Origin of the sequence: Bacteroides sp. 43_46, assembly GCF_001915455.1 — a bacterium.
Classification (GTDB): domain Bacteria; phylum Bacteroidota; class Bacteroidia; order Bacteroidales; family Bacteroidaceae; genus Bacteroides; species Bacteroides caccae.
The window spans coordinates 77,913-97,208 of the sequence record NZ_MNQN01000116.1; the positions used below are offsets into that span (position 1 = coordinate 77,913).

The window sequence follows — 19,296 nt, forward strand, 5'->3', positions numbered from 1 at the left end:
TATTTTTATTCTATTTTCATTATTTTGGCCGGGTCAATACGTGATGCCTTTTTTATTTGCCAGCACAGTGTGCCTAAAGAGATACAACTTACTACGAGCAATGCTATCAGAAAGACATTCATGCTTAACGGAGCTTTTATCACAAGGGCTTTAGTATACTGATAAATCAAGTAGCAGGACAATGGAATAGATACCGCAAAAGCGCTTCCCAATACAACCAAATATTTACATCCAAGCAGCAAGTACAAGTCTTTCACCAATGCACCGTTTACTTTACGAATTGCAATCTCCCGATAGCGCTGACGAATATCAAATAATGAAATACCGAATAATCCGAGACAGATTATTATAATTCCAATACATGCAAAAATAGCATATACCATGGCTATTCGCCGGTCGTTTTTATAGAGTGCCGCCACATCATCATCCAATAGTGAATATTTAAAGTCTTCCGTACCATATACTTTTTTCTGAATATCTTTCAGATAATTGATGACTACCTGAGTTTTCCCCGGATAACAAGCAATCTGATAGTAATCTCCCTTCAACCGTTTATTTACGATAAATACCATAGGGCGAGCACCCAATCCTACATGTCTATCATAATAATCTTCTATTACGGCACCAATAGGTTGTGCCTGTAAATCGGGTTTTATCTTTCTCATCTGCTCATTAATTATAGTAGCCCCCTTGCAACTTGTGTAGCCTAAAGCAGCCAATGCGGCACGGTTGACAACTATAATTTCACCTCCTTGTTCTTTATCTGCTTCCGATAAATCTCCTTCAATAAAAGGAATCTCAAAGAGTTTAAAGAAACTGTCGGTAACATAACTCTGATTCAACGTAACCAGTTCTCCTTTTGCATTTCGAAATCCTGCAGAATAATCAAACCCAAGAATAGAATAAAAACCGGTTGTCCAGCTTTGGATATCCGGACAATTATCTATCAGTTGATCTATCGCTAAAACTCTTTCTTTACGTTGGTTTACAGTTTCAGATGTATACGAAGAATAATCGTTCGATTCATATATCATATTTGCCTGAATTATATCTTTTGTACGGAATCCCGGATCTGTCTGCAACATCAAATTGAATTGCTTATTAAAATAGATGGAAAGTAAGACCAATAAAAAGGTAACAACATATTGTACAAAAAGGAATATCATACGAAAACGAATAGAACGTTTATCGGTACCTAATGCCTTGAGAGCAACAGCCGGTAAAGAGCGCTGGCATTTTATATGTGAATACAGGCTTACAGTCAAAGACAGGAATATCAGGATAGATATCGACAATATCCAGTCGAATTTAGTATAGACTATCCGGCTATCCAACAAGTGGGATACAAAAACAGATGTTATTTCAACAATAAACCATGCAAACACAATAGAAACGGCTATCAGTAGAACGTTTTCTGTGAAAATTTGCGTAAACAGTGTATTGCCACTGGCACCGAATACTTTTCGAAGATTGTAAGTCCTCCCTCGTTTCACCATTAATACAGAATAAAGATTAATAAAGTTGATAATCCCGGCAAACAGTATCAATAAACAAATTCCTCCAAGAATGAATAGATGAGAACGATTCCCACTAACAAGCATACTAGGCCCTGTTTGGTAAAGTAATGCTTGCTCCCAATACATTTGACTGACAGGAATAAGAGAGAATGTGTATTTACGAACATCTCCGAAACGAGAATCTTGATTTATAAACCGGGGATAACTCCCTATTTGATTGGCTTGTTCCACTGCCTTCTCAGAAGTAAACTGAATAAACTCCAAAGGCATCCGTCCCCAGTCTGTCGAAAATGCATGAGAAAGTACTATATCGAAATTGAATGTTTGTTTATTTACCGGCTTTTTCAATATACCTGTCACCTTGATATCTTTACCGTTAGAAAAACGTAACACCTTACCTAGCGGATTTTCTTTACCAAAAAGTTTTTTGGCGAAATCTTCCATTAACAATGCTGATTCCGGAACTTCCAAAGAAATCTCTCCCTGCAATACTTGATAAGGAAAAAGTCTGAAATAAGCATTGTCAGCTATTAAGGCATGTACAGAAAAACGATTTGTCTGATAATCTACATAATCATTCTCAAGCAATATTACACTTGAACGTGTCAGTATAACATTGTCATCTATATAAGTACTATCACGCTTTCCTATTTCTGCCTTACTCAACACCCGGTTTCCATCAAACGACACTTGAACTCCATATACCTGATTACGGTCTATACAATGCATATCTACTGTTGTTTCACGATAAATATAACGGGACAAGATAATACAACAGGCTAGACTAAGTGTCAGTCCGAGTAAATTGATAGTCGTATATGATTTCGCACGTAATAAAAAGCGTACTGCATATTTCAGTGTTTTCATACTATCTGTTTAAAGTTGTCTGTTTATCTTAATATTAATTCCTCAGCATCGCCAAAGGTATCATATCCCGTCGTAATAACCCAATCTCCCGGCCGTAAACCTTCTGTAATTTCGTATTGTTGCGGATTTTGGCGACCGACAGACAAAGGTACACGAACAGCTTTTGTTTTTGAAGCATTCACCTTATAAATCCATTGTCCTCCCGTAGCCTGATAGAAATTGCCGCGTGGGATAATAAGCGTCTGCTCCGGTTGCCCTAGTTCTATCTGTACACGGAAACTCTTGCCCACTCTTACGTTATCAGGCATATCATCTGTGAAAACAAGATCGACATCAAACATACGGTCTTTTACTTCAGGGACAACTTTCGTTATTCTTAACGGATATTTCTTCCCTTGATAATTAATGGTAGCAGGCAATCCGGTAGTAATCCGGTCAATATAATATTCACTGAGCGAAGTATGGATTTTATATTGGTCAAGTACCTTTATCTCAGCAATACTTTCGCCGGAAGACACTTGCTGCCCGGGAGTAACCTTCACAAAGCTAAGCTGTCCTTTTATCGGAGCCGTTACCACTAAATTATTCAAACGTTCATGAACGCGTTCATATTTTTTCCGTTCTCTTTCCCGGTCGTTGCGGATAAGTTCTTTACGAATCATTGTCACAGCAGAATCGTGCCGCAAGCTCTCCTGTTGCAAAGCTGCATTTTTTTGTTTATAATTATACTCATCTTCAGCTACTTGCAACTGGGCCTTACTCTTTACTCCCATTTGATATTCCTCACGGTCAAGAGCAATGCTTTTTTTCAGACGCTCAAGCTCATAATTATTCGTCAAGGCCTGCTGTTTCAAATTCAGGCTCTTTTGCTCCATTTCAATCTCCTGCTCCTGGTAGGTAATCATTTGTTTTTCCCATTCATCACGCTGATCTTCAATGTTACGAAGTAGGTCCGGATTAGAAAGAATAAGAATAGTATCACCTTGCTGAAGTAAACTGCCTTCTTCACCTACTATGCTTTCTACACTTCCTGCTTCGCGGGTATTGACTTTAATTGTCAATATAGGTTGAATTAGTCCTTCTACATCTACATATTCCATAAAGTCAGCATCTTTCACTTCCGCTATCTGAATATTCTCGGCATCAACACGCAGCTTCCTGGGACCTAATGAAAGGACGATTACATAAATCAGAAAGGAGATAAACAAAAGTCCTCCTGTCAGATAGTATCTATAACGAATGTACCACGGTTTCTTTTCTAATTTTATATCCATGAGGTTATATAGTTTTTATATTTATATCAATTATAAAAAATCATTCTATCCTATTCAATGAGGAGATTATAATCCTCCGTCAGCAACTTGTTACTCTCAAAATCATAAAGTGTCATGCTACGGAGTGTGTAATACAAACTCCAATAGTTGTATAAAGCCGATACATAATTACGGCGTGCACTATCTTTTTCTGAAATGGAAGCGTTCAAATCAAGAATGGTAGATTTTCCCAATATATAAAGTTTACGGGCAACTTCATTCCTCCGTTGGGCGGTTTCATCTGTACGGGCAGCGATACGGACACGTTGCGTTTGCAGATTAAACTGCTTCACCAGTTTACGGACATTCAATTCAAAATCCGTCCTGCTTTGTTCCACCTGCGTATAAACCAGGTCACGGTTAGAACGGGCTACCCGTACCTGTCCCTTTCCCCGTCCCCAATCTAAAATTGGTAGGGAGATACTTAAACTTACATATTGTTGATCTAAAAGGTTTCGATAAGCCTCTGGTAATTTATCCGCTGTCTGTGTCAGTCCGAAACGAAGATAAATGTCTGCTTTCAAACCTGCATTGGCACGGGCTCTCGCAACCGCACTTTCACTTTCCAGCTTGCGCCGTTTCATCGTTTGTATATCCGGGCTATTCTCATACGCCAATGCTAGCGCCTCATTCAGATTAATACTGAAATCCGGTATCCGGGAACTGACACGTACACGAATCTCCCTCTCTTCCTGAATGCCCAGATATGAACGGAGTTCCTGCATACAGTTATCCATTTCAATACGGGCGTTCATACGATTTGTTTCTTCTGTAAGAAGGTTAAGCTCCAGTTGCAGCATTTCATTCTCCGTTATTGTCCCGATATTGTAACGTCCTTGTGCATAGCGATATAACGTGTCGGCATTCGCATAATTAAAGGATGCTATGTCATAATTACTTTGGGCAGTGGCTAGAGCAAAAAATTTATTAATCGCATTGGCAGATACAAGTTCTAATGTCTCTACATAGCTTTTCTTTGCCTCCTGATAGCGTACCGGTTCTATTCGTTTATCCCATTTCAAACTATTGTAGCCGAAAAGCGATTGCCGGTATCCTATCATGATAGGTGAAGTCTGCCACGAATATTTATGTTCGCTGAACAAATCCATACGTTGTGCGGACGTTTCAAGAAACAAGGAACCTCCTGTCCAAGGTATGTTTTGTGAAAGATTCAAAGTCAGATCAGTATTCAACAAATTCTGCTCAACAAACTTAACGGAACCGTCCCCCATTGTTATCTTATTAATGGCACGATTCAGATTAGGATCGGATGTCAAGTTCAAAGTCGGTAAATAATTGGCACGATAATATTTATAATTCCAATAAGCCGAACGGAAGCTATGACGTGCCGTCTGCGCATCGGGAGACTCTAGACGAGCAATCTTCACAACTTGTTCCAATGACAGTTCTGTTGTCTGATCTTGAGCAGCCAATAATTCCGTCGCCAGGATTCCAATACTTATGCAGATTATTTTCAGATTCATTCTTAGTTTTATTTGTTATTTATAATTCAAAACCTGTGCCATTTATATAAATATTTGTATATCAATGAAATATACTTGTTTTTCTTTTTAAAATAGCGTGCAAATACGCACGAAAATAGTGCGTAATCGCACATACAACACATGATTATTATCCATATCTTTGCCGGTGCAGTAAAGGAAAAAGATTATATTCTAATTAGCTAAAAGAATGGAAGAAGTAAACAAACTGGGAAAGATACTTATAGTAGATGATAACGAAGATGTCCTCTTCGCTCTAAACCTGCTGTTGGAACCTTACACAGAAAAAATAAAGGTAGCCACCACTCCCGACCGAATCGAACATTTCATGACCACTTTTCAACCTGATCTTATTTTATTAGATATGAATTTTAGCCGTGACGCTATTAGTGGTCAGGAAGGATTCGAAAGCTTGAAGCAAATATTGAAAATCGATCCGCAAGCGATTGTCATCTTTATGACTGCCTATGCAGATACTGATAAAGCAGTACGGGCTATCAAAGCCGGTGCAACAGACTTTATCCCCAAACCGTGGGAAAAGGAAAAACTACTGGCCACTCTTACTTCCGGAATGCGATTACGTCACTCTCAACGGGAAGTAAACATTTTGAAGGAGCAGGTAGAATTACTTAGCGGTCAGAATTCTTCGGAAGGAGATATTATAGGAGAATCTCCTGCCATGCAGGAAGTTTTCACCACAATAAATAAATTAAGCAGCACAGATGCCAATATCCTTATTTTAGGAGAAAATGGAACAGGAAAAGACGTAATCGCCCGTCTTCTCTATCGCTGCTCTCCCCGATACGGCAAACCTTTTGTCACTATTGACTTGGGAAGTATTCCCGAACAACTTTTTGAAAGCGAACTGTTCGGATTTGAGAAAGGAGCTTTCACCGACGCAAAAAAATCAAAAGCCGGACGAATGGAAGTTGCCACTAACGGAACTTTGTTTCTGGATGAAATCGGTAACCTTTCACTTCCTATGCAATCGAAGTTATTGACAGCTATTGAAAAGCGACAAATCAACCGTTTAGGCAGTACGCAGACTGTTCCTATTGACGTCCGCCTGATTTGTGCCACAAACGCGGACATCCGTCAACTAGTGGACGAAGGAAATTTCCGCCAGGACTTGCTCTATCGTATCAACACCATTGAAATACATATTCCTCCACTCCGTGAACGTGGAAATGATATTATTCTACTAGCTGAATATTTTCTACAACGGTATGCACGTAAATATAAAAAAGATATGCGTGGCCTGACTCGGGAAGCCAAAAACAAACTGTTAAAGTATGCCTGGCCCGGAAATGTACGCGAATTGCAGCATACAATAGAGCGCGCTGTTATATTAGGAGACGGCTCTTTATTAAAACCGGAGAATTTTCTTTTCCATGCCAGTCCTAAACAGAGGAAGGAAGAAGAAATGATACTGAATCTGGAACAACTGGAGCGTCAAGCTATTGAGAAAGCAATGAAACTCAGCGAAGGGAATATCTCCCGTGCTGCCGAGTATCTGGGCATAACCCGTTTTGCCCTATATCGTAAACTTGAAAAACTAGGCCTATGAAACGATTTGCAATCAGAGTGATTTTACACATCTTATTTATAATGCTGCTTTCTATCGGAAGTTGCCTGTTGTTTCAAAAACAGTTATGGTTCAGTACCGTTATCTGCATCATACTATTAATAACCTTTGGTATACACCTATACCGTATGCAATTCAAGCAAATAATTTTATTGAGACGGCTGACAGACGGACTTCGATACAATGACATGATGCAAACTTTCCACCCGCCTTTTAAAAATAAAATAATGAATGAGTGGGCAAAAGAACTTTCAGAGAGCCTAAAAGATTTTCGGGGAAGATTATTAGCAGAGGAAATCAAACATCAATATTACGAAAACTTATTAAATAAGGTAGATACAGCCGTACTTGTTACCGACAAAGCCGGACATATAGAATGGATGAACCAAGCTGCTATCACGCATTTAGGACAGATCTCACAATTACCGGAAGCACTCCTGAGAGCTTCTGCAATTAATGATATTCCTATTATTCGTATTGAACAAAACAGCACTGTTTTGGAAATGGCTATTTCTTGTACGAAATTTGTAACACAAGGAAAAGAGCAACAAATAATCAGCCTGAAAAACATCCATTCCGTACTGGAACGAAATGAAATGGAAGCCTGGCAAAAGCTGATACGTGTATTGACGCATGAAATAATGAATTCTATCACACCGATTATCTCTCTTTCAGAAACACTGAGCGAAAGGGGGATACCCAAACTGCTTGGAGAAAAAGAATATTCCATTATGTTACAAGCCATGCAGACTATTCATAGAAGAAGCAAAGGATTATTGGAGTTCGTTGAAAATTATCGTCGCTTGACACGAATCCCTACTCCTGTCTGCACCAAAGTTTCTATCACGGAACTGTGTATGGATTTAAAGAAATTATTCCCGGAAGAATATATCCATTTTGAAATCCCTTCATCAGACCTAACCTTATATATAGATCGGGCTCAAATAGAGCAAGTTCTCATCAATTTATTGAAAAATGCCCGTGAAGCCTGTGGTAGGCAATCTGATAAGGATATTCGGGTAGAAGTAATAATTTCGCCTGCTGGCAATAAGCTTCTGACAGTATCTGACAATGGGGAAGGTATTTTGCCCGATGTTCTTGATAAGATATTTGTACCTTTCTTTACTACCAAAACATCCGGTTCCGGTATCGGACTTAGTTTATGTAAGCAAATTATGACTTTACATGAAGGGAGTATTAATGTAAAATCAGAATCAGGTAAAGGAAGTAAGTTTATTCTCACTTTTCCTAAATAATTGCAGTCTTTTTGTGTATCTTGTGGATAATATGAAAAACTCATGAAAGAGAGGTCTTCACCTTCTATCCCCGATAAATAAAAGAAAGTATCTGTTTCTGATTCATAACCCATAGCTTTAGATATCGTAAAGCTATGCTTTATCTCTCCTAAAGCACCGCTTTATATTATAGATGATGAACAAATAGAAATATATATCTATAAACAAGTTCAAAGATAATTCAAAGAATTGCCTTCTTTATCTGTCACAAACAAAGTAGAATCAACTTATCATTTGTATAAAACAAAAAAAGCTGAAACATAGTATGCATCAGCTTTTTATTTCTAAATTTCTTGACTTAATATTTTCGTCGGGGTAGCGGGATTCGAACCCACGACCCCCTGCTCCCAAAGCAGGTGCGCTAACCGGACTGCGCTACACCCCGAAAAACTTTTAACAGAACTTCCTTTTTCTTTGTAGTCGGGGTAGCGGGATTCGAACCCACGACCCCCTGCTCCCAAAGCAGGTGCGCTAACCGGACTGCGCTACACCCCGCTACTTTCTGAAGGATTGTTCTTTTCAAAAGCGGTGCAAAGATAGGGAGTATTTTTTAATTGACAATAGCTAAACGGATGTTTTTTACTTATTATTTTTCAATACCCTGAAATTCATTCGTTTGCATTTCAATATTTCTTTTTGGCAGAAATCAAAAGCATCATAGGACGTCGAAGCTCATCTTTCATTTCCGGAATAGTGTTCAACATCACTTCGTTCGGTTGTGGTTCTATTAATTCGAATATTTCAAATCCTGTTTGAAGAAGACTATCATACTTATTTTCTTTCATAATTTAAGTAAAGAGGGATCTGTTACATGGACAAAGATATGTATTAATGCGTTTATTGAGATGAATTAATCGAAAATATATTCTGGTAAAATGAACTATCTTTTGCTGTTTTCTGTTTTCAAAGTAGAAACTTAAAAAATAAAAACCATATGAAAACAAGAAAACAAAAAGAAACAAATGAAAAAGAAATTCATTTGTTAGAACAAAAAGGATATGAAAGAATGATGAATGAGATAATGCCGGTACAACAGGCAGAGGTTTATCGCAAGCCGACCAAGAAAGTAGTAGAAGAGGCTGTAAAAGAATTAAATCCTGATACAAACAGCTTGGGTAGCAGAGGATGAATTCATCCTCTGTCTTTTATGATTGTTTTAGAAGTCAATCTCTTAAAAAAACGATTTCTCTTAAAAATCATAAAAAACATTATTGCATCAATTCTATTGAAAAGACGAGAAAAGCTATAGTACTTGCGATATCAGATTCTTTCTATTTATCATTTTAAATACATTAATATCGAGAGAATACAAATCCCCTACTCACATGTTAAGATAATATTCCCGAGTCAATGCTATATATTCCTTACTATATTGATGCCGGGCAACTTCTGTCAATAGTTCTTCCACAATGCATTCCTGATTAGAAAAAGAAAAGGTAATCAGAGTACGTTTAGGAATACCACCGGGCTTAGTTATCACATTTAGTTGCCGGACTGCCTGCAATTTCTTTTCAGAAGCTATCATCTTTACTCTATCAGCTACATCCTTCGGAATCACAATCGTAAAAGTTCCATTTTCTGTCAATAAACCGGTTACTCCTTCCAATAATTCCTCATAAGTCAGAGAATCATTATGCCGGGCAGAATTTCTTTGTTGATCTGGACATCCTAATGAATCAACAAAATACGGAGGATTAGAAACAATCACGTCAAACTTCTCAGGAGATTGATATTTTCTAAAATCAGCCTGTACTACTTCTATCTGCTTCTTCCAAGGAGAACGAACAATATTTTCCTTAGCCTGCCCGGCAGCAGCTTCATCAATTTCCAATGCTACAATATTTGTATTCGGCAAACTACGTTGAGCCAACATTAAAGCGACCAACCCGGTTCCTGTCCCAACATCCAGAATATTATGCGCACCTTGAACAGAAGTCCACGCTCCCAAAAGTACCCCGTCCGTACCAACTTTCATAGCACACTTATCATGCCATACCGTAAACTGCTTAAATTGAAAATAAGGATTTGACATTTTATCACTTGTTTTTAAACCTGTTTTATTCTACTATTTTACTGGAAATCGCCAAAAATAAATAATTATTATGGAATACTTCTCCGATCGCTCTATATTTTGGCATTGTTTTTGTGTTTTTATTCTAACAGTGCTTTATTATTAGAGAGAATCAATTAACTTTGCAAACGATTTATGCATATTTGTATGACATAAACTAAATTAAAACGAAAAGATGAAAGAAAGATACTTATTGGAAGATGTAGGTGATAACAATGGCTTCTCGCTGATTACTGACTATGATGGCAACGACGAGCAAGCATTTGAAGTGAATGTCAAATCTGGTGAAATTCTTCCGGTCCTCCCCCTTCGTAATATGGTGTTGTTTCCCGGAGTTTTTCTTCCTATAACAGTAGGACGAAAATCCTCACTCAAGCTTATACGTGATGCCGAGAAAAAGCATAAGGACATCGCAGTGGTATGTCAAAGATCAGCCCATACGGAAGACCCGAAGTTGGAGGATTTACATAATGTGGGTACTGTAGGACGGATTGTACGTGTGCTGGAAATGCCGGATCAAACAACGACTGTTATTCTTCAGGGAATGAAACGTCTGATTCTAAAAGACATCACAGAGACTCATCCATATTTAAAAGGTGAAATTGAACTCTTGGAAGAAGATGTTCCAAGTAAAGACGACAAGGAATTTCAAGCTTTGGTAGAAACCTGCAAGGACTTGACAATGCGTTATATCAAATCGTCAGATGTAATGCACCAGGACTCGGCATTTGCTATCAAGAACATTAATAATTCAATGTTCCTGGTTAATTTCATTTGTTCGAATCTTCCGTTCAAGAAAGATGAGAAAATGGATTTATTAAGCATTAACTCATTGCGTGAACGTACTTATCACCTATTGGAAATCTTAAACCGTGAGGTCCAGTTGGCTGAAATCAAGGCATCTATTCAAATGCGTGCCCGTGAAGATATCGACCAGCAACAACGCGAATATTTCCTGCAACAGCAAATCAAAACGATTCAGGACGAGTTGGGTGGTAGCGGTCAGGAACAGGAAATTGAAGAAATGCGTCAGAAGGCGGAACGTATGCGCTGGAATGCGGAGGTCAGAGAAACTTTCCTGAAAGAATTGGCCAAGTTGGAACGTACTCATCCGCAATCTCCGGATTACAGTGTTCAGCTTAACTACCTTCAAACCATGCTAAACCTTCCGTGGGGAGTTTATACGACAGACAATCTGAATTTAAAGAATGCAGAGAAGACATTGAATAAAGACCACTATGGACTGGAAAAAGTGAAAGAGCGTATTTTGGAACATTTAGCTGTACTAAAATTGAAAGGTGACATGAAATCACCTATTATCTGTCTATACGGTCCTCCGGGAGTTGGTAAGACATCCCTCGGAAAATCCATAGCGTCTGCATTAAAACGAAAATATGTACGTATGTCCTTAGGAGGCGTACACGATGAAGCAGAAATTCGCGGACACCGTAAAACATATATCGGTGCTATGCCGGGACGAATCATCAAAAGCTTGATCAAAGCCGGTGCTTCCAACCCTGTTTTTATTCTGGATGAAATAGACAAGGTGAGTGCCGACCGCCAGGGCGACCCGTCGTCTGCTTTGTTGGAAGTGCTCGACCCGGAACAGAATACTTCTTTCCACGACAACTTTCTGGATGTAGATTATGACCTGTCAAAAGTCTTGTTTATTGCAACTGCCAATAACTTGAATACAATCCCCGGTCCATTGCTCGACCGTATGGAACTAATTGAAGTCAGCGGCTATATCACGGAAGAAAAGATTGAGATTGCCCGTAAACACTTACTCCCCAAGGAACTGGAAGCTAACGGATTAAAGAAGAGTGATATTAAACTTCCGAAAGAAACATTGGAAGCTATCATAGAGTCATATACCCGCGAAAGCGGTGTCCGTGAACTGGAAAAGAAGATTGGCAAGATTCTTCGTAAGTCTGCACGTCAGTATGCAACGGACGGATATTTTGCTAAAACGGAAATTAAGCCGACAGACTTGTATGACTTTTTAGGTGCACCGGAATATACACGTGACAAATATCAGGGAAATGATTACGCAGGTGTAGTGACCGGATTGGCATGGACAGCTGTAGGAGGTGAAATACTCTTTGTTGAAACTAGTTTGAGCAGAGGCAAGGGCGGACGTCTCACATTAACCGGTAATCTGGGAGATGTAATGAAGGAATCTGCTATGCTTGCACTTGAATATATCAAGTCGCACGCTTCACTTTTGCAGCTTAACGAAGATATTTTTGATAACTGGAATATTCATATCCACGTTCCTGAAGGCGCAATTCCTAAGGATGGACCGTCAGCAGGTATCACTATGGCTACTTCTTTGGCTTCCGCATTGACACAAAGAAAAGTGAAAGCTAATATTGCCATGACAGGAGAAATAACTCTCCGTGGTAAAGTGCTTCCCGTAGGTGGTATCAAGGAAAAGATTCTAGCCGCCAAACGTGCCGGCATCAAGGAGATCATCATGAGTATAGAGAATAAGAAAAATATTGATGAAATTCAGGATATCTATCTGAAAGGATTGACTTTCCACTATGTAAATGACATAAAGGAGGTATTTGCAATAGCTCTGACAAACGAAAAAGTGGCGGACGCCATTGATTTATCTGTTAAGAAACCCAGCCAGGAATGACATTTGAGTTACAATATACAGACACTAAAAGTAATGCCCGTGCAGGTTTGATTACAACAGACCACGGGCAAATACAAACCCCTATCTTTATGCCTGTGGGTACACTGGGCACAGTTAAAGGAGTACACCTGACAGAACTGAAAGAGGATATTCGAGCGCAGATTATTCTGGGGAACACCTACCATTTATATCTTCGTCCGGGACTAGAGGTGATTGAAAAGGCAGGTGGCCTGCATCGTTTTAACGGATTCGACCGTCCTATGCTTACTGATAGCGGTGGTTTTCAGGTATTTTCCCTCGCCGGAATCCGGAAATTACGGGAAGAAGGTGCTGAATTCCGTTCTCATATCGATGGCAGCAAGCATATTTTCACGCCGGAAAAAGTCATGGATATAGAACGTACGATCGGAGCCGATATCATGATGGCTTTTGACGAATGTCCTCCGGGAGACTCGGACTATGCGTATGCCAAAAAGTCACTAGGGTTGACACATAGGTGGCTCGACCGATGTATACAACGTTTTAATGAAACCGAACCTAAATACGGTTATAATCAATCTCTTTTTCCTATCGTGCAAGGATGTGTTTATCCCGACTTGCGTAAGCAGTCTGCAGAGTTTGTAGCTTCTAAAGGTGCCGACGGGAATGCTATCGGTGGTCTTGCGGTAGGCGAACCGGTAGACAAGATGTATGAAATGATTGAGATCGTCAATGAAATTCTTCCCAAAGACAAACCGCGTTATTTAATGGGAGTCGGCACTCCTGTCAATATTCTTGAAGGCATAGAGCGGGGAGTCGATATGTTCGACTGCGTGATGCCTACAAGAAACGGACGAAATGGCATGCTGTTTACAAAAGATGGAATCATTAATATGCGAAACAAAAAATGGGAAATGGACTTCTCTCCTATTGAAGTAGACGGAGCTTCCAGCGTAGACACTCTATACAGTAAAGCATATCTGCGTCATCTTTTCCACGCACAAGAACTGCTGGCAATGCAAATCGCTTCCATACACAATCTGGCATTCTATCTATGGTTAGTGGGTGAAGCCCGGAAACATATCATTGCCGGAGATTTTTCTACTTGGAAACCGATGATGGTTAAAAGAGTATCAACTAGATTATAAGGAATGAAAAGCAATCGATTTATAAAACGGCTGGACTGGTATATCATCAAGAAGTTCTTGGGGACATACGTATTTGCTATTGCATTAATCATTTCTATTGCAGTAGTGTTCGACTTCAACGAGAAGATGGACAAGCTTATGGAGCATGAAGCTCCTTGGAGTAAAATCATCTTTGAATATTACATGAACTTTATCCCCTATTTCTCTAATCTGTTCAGTCCGCTGTTCGTATTCATTGCCGTTATTTTCTTTACTTCCAAACTGGCGGAAAATTCTGAAATTATTGCCATGTTCTCTACCGGCATGAGTTTTAAGAGAATGATGCGTCCGTACATGATTTCTGCTGCCATTATTGCATTAACAACATTCATGTTAAGCTCGTATGTGATTCCTAAAGGAAGTGTGACGCGCCTGAACTTTGAAGATAGGTACATCAAACCTAAAAAGCAGAATACGGCACGTAACGTACAGTTGGAAGTGGATAGTGGTGTCATTGCATATATAGATAACTATAACAACGCAATGAAGACAGGAAACCGTTTCTCTTTGGATAAATTTGTCGATAAAAAACTGGTTTCACATTTGACCGCACGCCGTATAACTTATGATACTGCTACCGTCCACAAATGGACTATCCATGACTATATGGTACGCGAATTAGACGGTTTAAAGGAAAAAATCACCAAAGGAGACAAAATCGACTCTATAATCAACATGGAACCATCCGATTTCCTGATTATGAAGAACCAACAGGAAATGCTGACCAGTCCTCAATTGAGTGATTATATCGAGAAACAGAAACGAAGGGGATTTGCCAATATTAAGGAATTTGAGATTGAATATCACAAACGAATTGCCATGTCATTCGCCTCTTTCATTCTGACAATTATTGGTGTTTCGCTTTCGTCACGGAAAACAAAAGGCGGTATGGGACTTCATCTGGGTATCGGATTAGGATTGAGTTTCTCTTATATCTTATTCCAGACAATTACTTCAACTTTTGCTATTAATGGAAACGTACCTCCTGTTATCGCTGTGTGGATTCCCAACATCCTTTATGCGGGTATCGCATTCTTCCTGTACCAGAAGGCGCCTAAATAGAAGGATAAAGAATATATAAAATAGAAGTTCCGCCTATTCCTGCTTGAAAGCAAGTGTAGGCGGAACTTTTTTGTTGTATCCATTTCCTCTTTTGTCTATTCTTCATTATTCGCCAGACAGCGAACCGAAAAATACCTCTTTCTCCTTACATTTCCAAAATCGTCAACCGACTTCTTTTACATAAGCAGAAAGATCTGCAGCAGAGATGTTTTTGGCTATAATAACACCATTTCCATCCAATAAATAGTTAGTGAACCCCCGATTCAAACGGTACTTCTTAAACAATCCGGAGTCCTCGCCTTCTGTTTCCACGAAGCAAGTGGGCGTAACTATTTGGTCCTTACGAACGGTTTCCTTGAAAATCGACTGATATTCGTCAAACGATACGGAAACCATTTCCACATTACGGGAAGAACGAAGCACATTGCTCAAACTTACATTTTGCATCCGGGACTGCGCATCATAACTTGCCCAAAAACTTAGCAACACATAACGGCCTTTCATATTAGCCAGTTTAAATGCAGGTTGCTCTTCTGATGTAGATTCGATTTTAAAATCAGGGGCTACATCACCCTCACTCAAACCTCCGGTCGGTTTGTCTTTCTCAACGAAAGCGGTCAAGGAACAAATCAGTAATACAACAAAAATCCATTTTACATGTTTCATGTAATTCGGTTTTAGTTAATACTATCCGGGACTGTCCTTAAACAGTGGTTTCTTCCCGAAACGTTGTCTTTTCAGGCATCAGGCGAAGAGGAATCCGCTGATTAAGTGCAAAGGTAAGTAATTATTAAATTAACTTCCAAAAAAACAAGCAAAAATCTTACTTTTTGAGTATAACTTTTTATGTTATTTAGCATAAAAACGAACTTTTTTCTCTACTTTTGCAGGATTAAAGTCTATTTCTTATGCAACCATCAAATACTGAATTAATTCTGATTCGAGTTACTGGTGAAGATCGCCCGGGACTGACCTCATCCGTGACTGAAATACTTGCCAAATATGATGCTACCATTCTCGACATCGGTCAGGCGGATATTCATAACACATTGTCATTGGGTATCCTTTTCAAAAGTGAAGAAAGACATTCCGGGTTCATCATGAAAGAACTGTTGTTTAAAGCTTCTTCATTGGGAGTCACGATTCGGTTTGAGCCAATCACGACCGAACAGTATGAGAATTGGGTAGGTATGCAAGGTAAAAACCGCTATATCCTGACTGTGTTGGGGCGCAAACTTTCTGCGCTGCAACTATCCGCAGCTACCAAGATATTGGCCGAGCAAGGTATGAACATTGATGCTATCAAGCGTCTGACAGGTCGTATCCCATTAGATGAAGACAAGACAGACACACGTACCCGTGCCTGTATCGAATTTTCCGTGAGAGGCACTCCCAAAGACCGAGTTGCTATGCAGGAAGGATTAATGAAACTGGCAAGCGAACTGGAAATGGACTTTTCTTTCCAACAAGATAATATGTACCGCCGTATGCGCCGCCTAATTTGTTTCGATATGGATTCTACATTGATTGAAACAGAAGTTATTGATGAATTGGCTATCCGTGCCGGTGTAGGTGATCAGGTTAAAGCTATTACAGAAAGTGCCATGCGGGGAGAAATAGACTTCACGGAAAGCTTTACGCGTCGTGTAGCACTCTTAAAAGGACTGGACGAGTCTGTGATGCAGGAGATTGCAGAAAGTCTGCCTATTACAGAAGGTGTGGACCGATTGATGTATGTACTGAAGAAATATGGCTATAAAATTGCTATCCTTTCCGGAGGGTTTACTTATTTCGGTCAATACCTGCAAAAGAAATACGGCATCGACTATGTATATGCAAATGAGTTGGAAATTGTTGACGGGAAACTGACCGGACGTTATCTGGGAGACGTGGTAGACGGGAAGCGGAAAGCTGAACTACTCCGATTGATAGCTCAGGTCGAGAAAGTGGATATTGCACAGACAATTGCTGTAGGAGACGGTGCAAACGATCTGCCGATGTTAGGAATTGCCGGACTCGGCATTGCATTTCATGCCAAACCCAAAGTTGTGGCAAATGCCAAGCAATCCATTAACACTATCGGACTTGATGGAGTACTCTATTTCCTAGGGTTCAAAGATTCTTATTTGAATATGTAATTGAGAGAGAAAAATAGTTTATCTTTGCTAACAAATAAATTGAAAGAATGAAGTTTTCCGAACTGCAACTTAATGCAAATGTGCTTGAGGCGCTCGATGCCATGCGATTTGACGAATGTACACCTATACAGGAACAAGCAATTCCAATCATACTTGAGGGTAAAGACTTGATAGCAGTGGCACAGACAGGTACAGGTAAGACGGCAGCATTTCTGCTTCCCGTACTGAATAAACTATCCGAAGGTAAACATCCGGAGGATGCGATTAATTGTGTTATCATGTCTCCTACCCGGGAATTAGCGCAACAAATCGACCAGCAAATGGAAGGTTTCTCCTATTTTATGCCTGCATCAAGTGTGGCGGTATATGGTGGAAACGACGGTATCCTGTTCGAACAACAGAAAAAAGGGCTTACATTAGGAGCTGACGTAGTTATTGCTACTCCCGGACGTTTAATCGCTCATTTAAGTCTTGGATATGTAGATCTTTCCAAGGTTTCTTATTTTATATTGGACGAAGCGGACCGTATGCTCGATATGGGATTTTATGATGATATTATGCAGATAGTGAAATACTTGCCGAAAGAACGGCAGACTATCATGTTCTCTGCGACAATGCCTGCCAAAATCCAGCAGTTAGCAAATACCATCCTGAATAATCCATCGGAAATAAAACTTGCAGTTTCAAGGCCTGCCGATAAAATTATCCAGGCTGCCTATGTTTGCTACGAGAATCAAAAGTTGGGAATTATACGTAACCTTTTTATGGATGAAGTTCCCGAACGTGTTATTATCTTCGCGTCTTCTAAAATCAAGGTTAAGGAAGTGACAAAAGCCTTGAAATCAATGAAGCTGAATGTAGGAGAAATGCACTCGGATCTTGAACAAGTCCAACGAGAAGCAGTTATGCATGATTTCAAAGCCGGAAGAATTAATATATTAGTAGCTACGGATATCGTGGCACGCGGCATTGACATTGACGATATCCGCCTGGTTATCAACTTTGACGTTCCTCATGATAGTGAAGATTATGTGCACCGTATCGGACGTACGGCACGGGCCAACAACGATGGGGTTGCACTTACATTTGTCAGTGAAAAAGAGCAGAGTAACTTTAAAAGTATAGAGAACTTCCTTGAAAAAGAAATCTATAAAATTCCTATTCCAACAGAATTAGGTGAAGCTCCCGAATATAAGCCACGTTCTTTTAGTAATAAGGGCGGCAACTATTCAAAGAGAAGAAACTTCAAAGGAAAAAGAAACAATGGAGGAGGAAAAGGGAACAACCGTCCCTCTCCCAGGCAGAACTAAATCTTTATTTGGTTGAAGCAATAGTCAGAGTACCGTCAAAACTGATTTCCAACTCTGCTATACTATATACAGAACTCTCCGGAATGGCTAAAATGGCTTGATAATGAAAACCATTCCGGTCTACTTTTAAAAACTTGGTATCAGATAAAATAGCCTGTACCAAGAAATCCTCGGGCACAACCTTATCAAACATTTGCTTCGTTATATCACTGGCAAATAAACTTTTCTTGCCTTCGTAGACACAAATGTGCATCACATTGTCGTAATACACATTGTCCATGCTAATCCCGTCTTCAGAATAAGTTGTTTTGATAACTTTCATCTTGGAAGGATTAATATATACATAAGCACGATAACGAGCGCCATTATAAATCACTACACTATCGCGTTTGGTTACTTCAGTATAGGTGGGAATAACCACTTCCTCACGGACAAAAGACAATGAATCATTAAAGTCCTCCGACTTATGCAGCTTAATGATATTATCCGTTATGGAATGAAACCAGAATATATGTTCTGCCTGCTTATCAATCTTATAATAAGTCGTATCATTCCCATAAGTATAAAGAGTGTCCCGTATAATTTTAAAAGCAATTGGAGCACTTTGCGAGTCTGCATAGAAAATTGTGTCTCCTTCTACGCGCATCAACGGGCTCTCCGTTTCATCGTCCAGCCAAATCCCCTGCAACATTTCCTTGGCATTCGAATCTTCCTTCTCCTCCTCGGAAAAATACGAATTCTTATTGCCGGTACATGCCATAAGAAAGATAGCTATTAACGATATTGCCACATACTTTATCATTTGTCTCAATTTTGTAGTAAAGAT

At 39.5% G+C, this 19,296-nt stretch carries 14 protein-coding genes, 2 tRNA genes and 1 pseudogene; 8 read left to right on the top strand and 9 right to left on the bottom strand.

Features of this window, described 5'->3' with window-relative positions:
• Window positions 1-5 precede the first annotated feature (5 nt).
• From BHV72_RS12330 to BHV72_RS12340, 3 genes are read right to left on the bottom strand one after another with little or no spacing between them, the layout of a single operon-like run.
• Window positions 6-2,384, bottom strand: a complete 2,379-nt coding sequence (locus BHV72_RS12330; protein WP_122264263.1) for an ABC transporter permease — start codon at window positions 2,382-2,384, stop codon at window positions 6-8.
• 23 nt (window positions 2,385-2,407) lie between these two features.
• Window positions 2,408-3,658: an efflux RND transporter periplasmic adaptor subunit gene (locus BHV72_RS12335; RefSeq protein ID WP_005675869.1), complete on the bottom strand. Its 1,251-nt coding sequence runs from the start codon at window positions 3,656-3,658 to the stop codon at window positions 2,408-2,410.
• A gap of 50 nt (window positions 3,659-3,708) precedes the next feature.
• Complete coding sequence (locus BHV72_RS12340; RefSeq protein ID WP_286856107.1) at window positions 3,709-5,181, bottom strand: TolC family protein; 1,473 nt, start codon at window positions 5,179-5,181, stop codon at window positions 3,709-3,711.
• 208 nt (window positions 5,182-5,389) lie between these two features.
• Here BHV72_RS12340 and BHV72_RS12345 point away from each other — a divergent pair, with 208 nt between their 5' ends.
• The gene (locus tag BHV72_RS12345) at window positions 5,390-6,766 is read left to right on the top strand and encodes a sigma-54-dependent transcriptional regulator (protein ID WP_286856108.1); all 1,377 of its coding nucleotides are present in this window, start codon (window positions 5,390-5,392) and stop codon (window positions 6,764-6,766) included.
• Window positions 6,763-8,040 (top strand): sensor histidine kinase, encoded by a 1,278-nt coding sequence (locus BHV72_RS12350; protein ID WP_286856109.1) that lies wholly within the window; start codon window positions 6,763-6,765, stop codon window positions 8,038-8,040. Before BHV72_RS12345 ends, BHV72_RS12350 begins: the two co-directional genes overlap by 4 nt.
• Window positions 8,041-8,389: 349 nt before the next feature.
• Here the strand turns inward: BHV72_RS12350 and BHV72_RS12355 are convergent.
• From BHV72_RS12355 to BHV72_RS12365, 3 genes and pseudogenes are all read right to left on the bottom strand, one after another.
• Window positions 8,390-8,464: transfer RNA gene (locus tag BHV72_RS12355), tRNA-Pro, on the bottom strand.
• A 35-nt stretch (window positions 8,465-8,499) separates the two neighbouring features.
• Window positions 8,500-8,574: transfer RNA gene (locus BHV72_RS12360), tRNA-Pro, on the bottom strand.
• 128 nt (window positions 8,575-8,702) lie between these two features.
• A pseudogene (locus tag BHV72_RS12365) lies at window positions 8,703-8,846 on the bottom strand (methyltransferase); the annotation flags it as partial.
• Window positions 8,847-9,013: 167 nt separating this feature from the next.
• Here BHV72_RS12365 and BHV72_RS12370 point away from each other — a divergent pair.
• Window positions 9,014-9,208 (top strand): hypothetical protein, encoded by a 195-nt coding sequence (locus tag BHV72_RS12370; RefSeq protein WP_005675876.1) that lies wholly within the window; start codon window positions 9,014-9,016, stop codon window positions 9,206-9,208.
• A gap of 192 nt (window positions 9,209-9,400) precedes the next feature.
• Here BHV72_RS12370 and BHV72_RS12375 read toward each other — a convergent pair whose 3' ends face one another.
• Window positions 9,401-10,111 carry a tRNA1(Val) (adenine(37)-N6)-methyltransferase gene (locus BHV72_RS12375; protein WP_286856110.1) on the bottom strand — a complete coding sequence of 237 codons (711 nt, stop codon included), beginning with the start codon at window positions 10,109-10,111 and terminating at the stop codon, window positions 9,401-9,403.
• A 214-nt stretch (window positions 10,112-10,325) separates the two neighbouring features.
• Here BHV72_RS12375 and lon point away from each other — a divergent pair, with 214 nt between their 5' ends.
• From lon to BHV72_RS12390, 3 genes are read left to right on the top strand one after another with little or no spacing between them, the layout of a single operon-like run.
• Window positions 10,326-12,794 (top strand): endopeptidase La, encoded by a 2,469-nt coding sequence (gene lon, locus BHV72_RS12380; protein ID WP_022043037.1) that lies wholly within the window; start codon window positions 10,326-10,328, stop codon window positions 12,792-12,794.
• Window positions 12,791-13,921 (top strand): tRNA guanosine(34) transglycosylase Tgt, encoded by a 1,131-nt coding sequence (tgt, locus tag BHV72_RS12385; RefSeq protein ID WP_005675880.1) that lies wholly within the window; start codon window positions 12,791-12,793, stop codon window positions 13,919-13,921. The genes lon and tgt overlap by 4 nt, the downstream gene beginning before the upstream one ends.
• 3 nt (window positions 13,922-13,924) lie before the next feature.
• Window positions 13,925-15,022: an LptF/LptG family permease gene (locus tag BHV72_RS12390; protein WP_005675881.1), complete on the top strand. Its 1,098-nt coding sequence runs from the start codon at window positions 13,925-13,927 to the stop codon at window positions 15,020-15,022.
• A 162-nt stretch (window positions 15,023-15,184) separates the two neighbouring features.
• On the opposite strand, the gene BHV72_RS12395 is transcribed toward BHV72_RS12390, so the two are convergent.
• Window positions 15,185-15,688 (bottom strand): thioredoxin family protein, encoded by a 504-nt coding sequence (locus tag BHV72_RS12395; RefSeq protein ID WP_286856111.1) that lies wholly within the window; start codon window positions 15,686-15,688, stop codon window positions 15,185-15,187.
• A gap of 242 nt (window positions 15,689-15,930) precedes the next feature.
• Between BHV72_RS12395 and serB the strand changes: the two genes are divergently transcribed.
• The gene (serB, locus tag BHV72_RS12400) at window positions 15,931-17,160 is read left to right on the top strand and encodes a phosphoserine phosphatase SerB (protein ID WP_005681036.1); all 1,230 of its coding nucleotides are present in this window, start codon (window positions 15,931-15,933) and stop codon (window positions 17,158-17,160) included.
• 47 nt (window positions 17,161-17,207) lie between these two features.
• Window positions 17,208-18,470: a DEAD/DEAH box helicase gene (locus BHV72_RS12405; RefSeq protein WP_005675884.1), complete on the top strand. Its 1,263-nt coding sequence runs from the start codon at window positions 17,208-17,210 to the stop codon at window positions 18,468-18,470.
• A 4-nt stretch (window positions 18,471-18,474) separates the two neighbouring features.
• On the opposite strand, the gene BHV72_RS12410 is transcribed toward BHV72_RS12405, so the two are convergent.
• Window positions 18,475-19,272, bottom strand: a complete 798-nt coding sequence (locus tag BHV72_RS12410; protein ID WP_122295130.1) for a DUF4738 domain-containing protein — start codon at window positions 19,270-19,272, stop codon at window positions 18,475-18,477.
• Window positions 19,273-19,296: the final 24 nt, after the last annotated feature.

Bases quoted from the DNA above. Each gene is read 5' to 3' on its own strand.
- lon (WP_022043037.1), top strand. From the start codon at position 10,326: ATGAAAGAAAGATACTTATTGGAAGATGTAGGTGATAACAATGGCTTC.
- serB (WP_005681036.1), top strand. From the start codon at position 15,931: ATGCAACCATCAAATACTGAATTAATTCTGATTCGAGTTACTGGTGAA.
- BHV72_RS12390 (WP_005675881.1), top strand. From the start codon at position 13,925: ATGAAAAGCAATCGATTTATAAAACGGCTGGACTGGTATATCATCAAG.
- BHV72_RS12335 (WP_005675869.1), bottom strand. From the start codon at position 3,658: ATGGATATAAAATTAGAAAAGAAACCGTGGTACATTCGTTATAGATAC.
- BHV72_RS12410 (WP_122295130.1), bottom strand. From the start codon at position 19,272: ATGATAAAGTATGTGGCAATATCGTTAATAGCTATCTTTCTTATGGCA.
- BHV72_RS12340 (WP_286856107.1), bottom strand. From the start codon at position 5,181: ATGAATCTGAAAATAATCTGCATAAGTATTGGAATCCTGGCGACGGAA.
- BHV72_RS12395 (WP_286856111.1), bottom strand. From the start codon at position 15,688: ATGAAACATGTAAAATGGATTTTTGTTGTATTACTGATTTGTTCCTTG.
- BHV72_RS12350 (WP_286856109.1), top strand. From the start codon at position 6,763: ATGAAACGATTTGCAATCAGAGTGATTTTACACATCTTATTTATAATG.
- BHV72_RS12330 (WP_122264263.1), bottom strand. From the start codon at position 2,384: ATGAAAACACTGAAATATGCAGTACGCTTTTTATTACGTGCGAAATCA.
- BHV72_RS12405 (WP_005675884.1), top strand. From the start codon at position 17,208: ATGAAGTTTTCCGAACTGCAACTTAATGCAAATGTGCTTGAGGCGCTC.
- BHV72_RS12370 (WP_005675876.1), top strand. From the start codon at position 9,014: ATGAAAACAAGAAAACAAAAAGAAACAAATGAAAAAGAAATTCATTTG.
- BHV72_RS12345 (WP_286856108.1), top strand. From the start codon at position 5,390: ATGGAAGAAGTAAACAAACTGGGAAAGATACTTATAGTAGATGATAAC.
- tgt (WP_005675880.1), top strand. From the start codon at position 12,791: ATGACATTTGAGTTACAATATACAGACACTAAAAGTAATGCCCGTGCA.
- BHV72_RS12375 (WP_286856110.1), bottom strand. From the start codon at position 10,111: ATGTCAAATCCTTATTTTCAATTTAAGCAGTTTACGGTATGGCATGAT.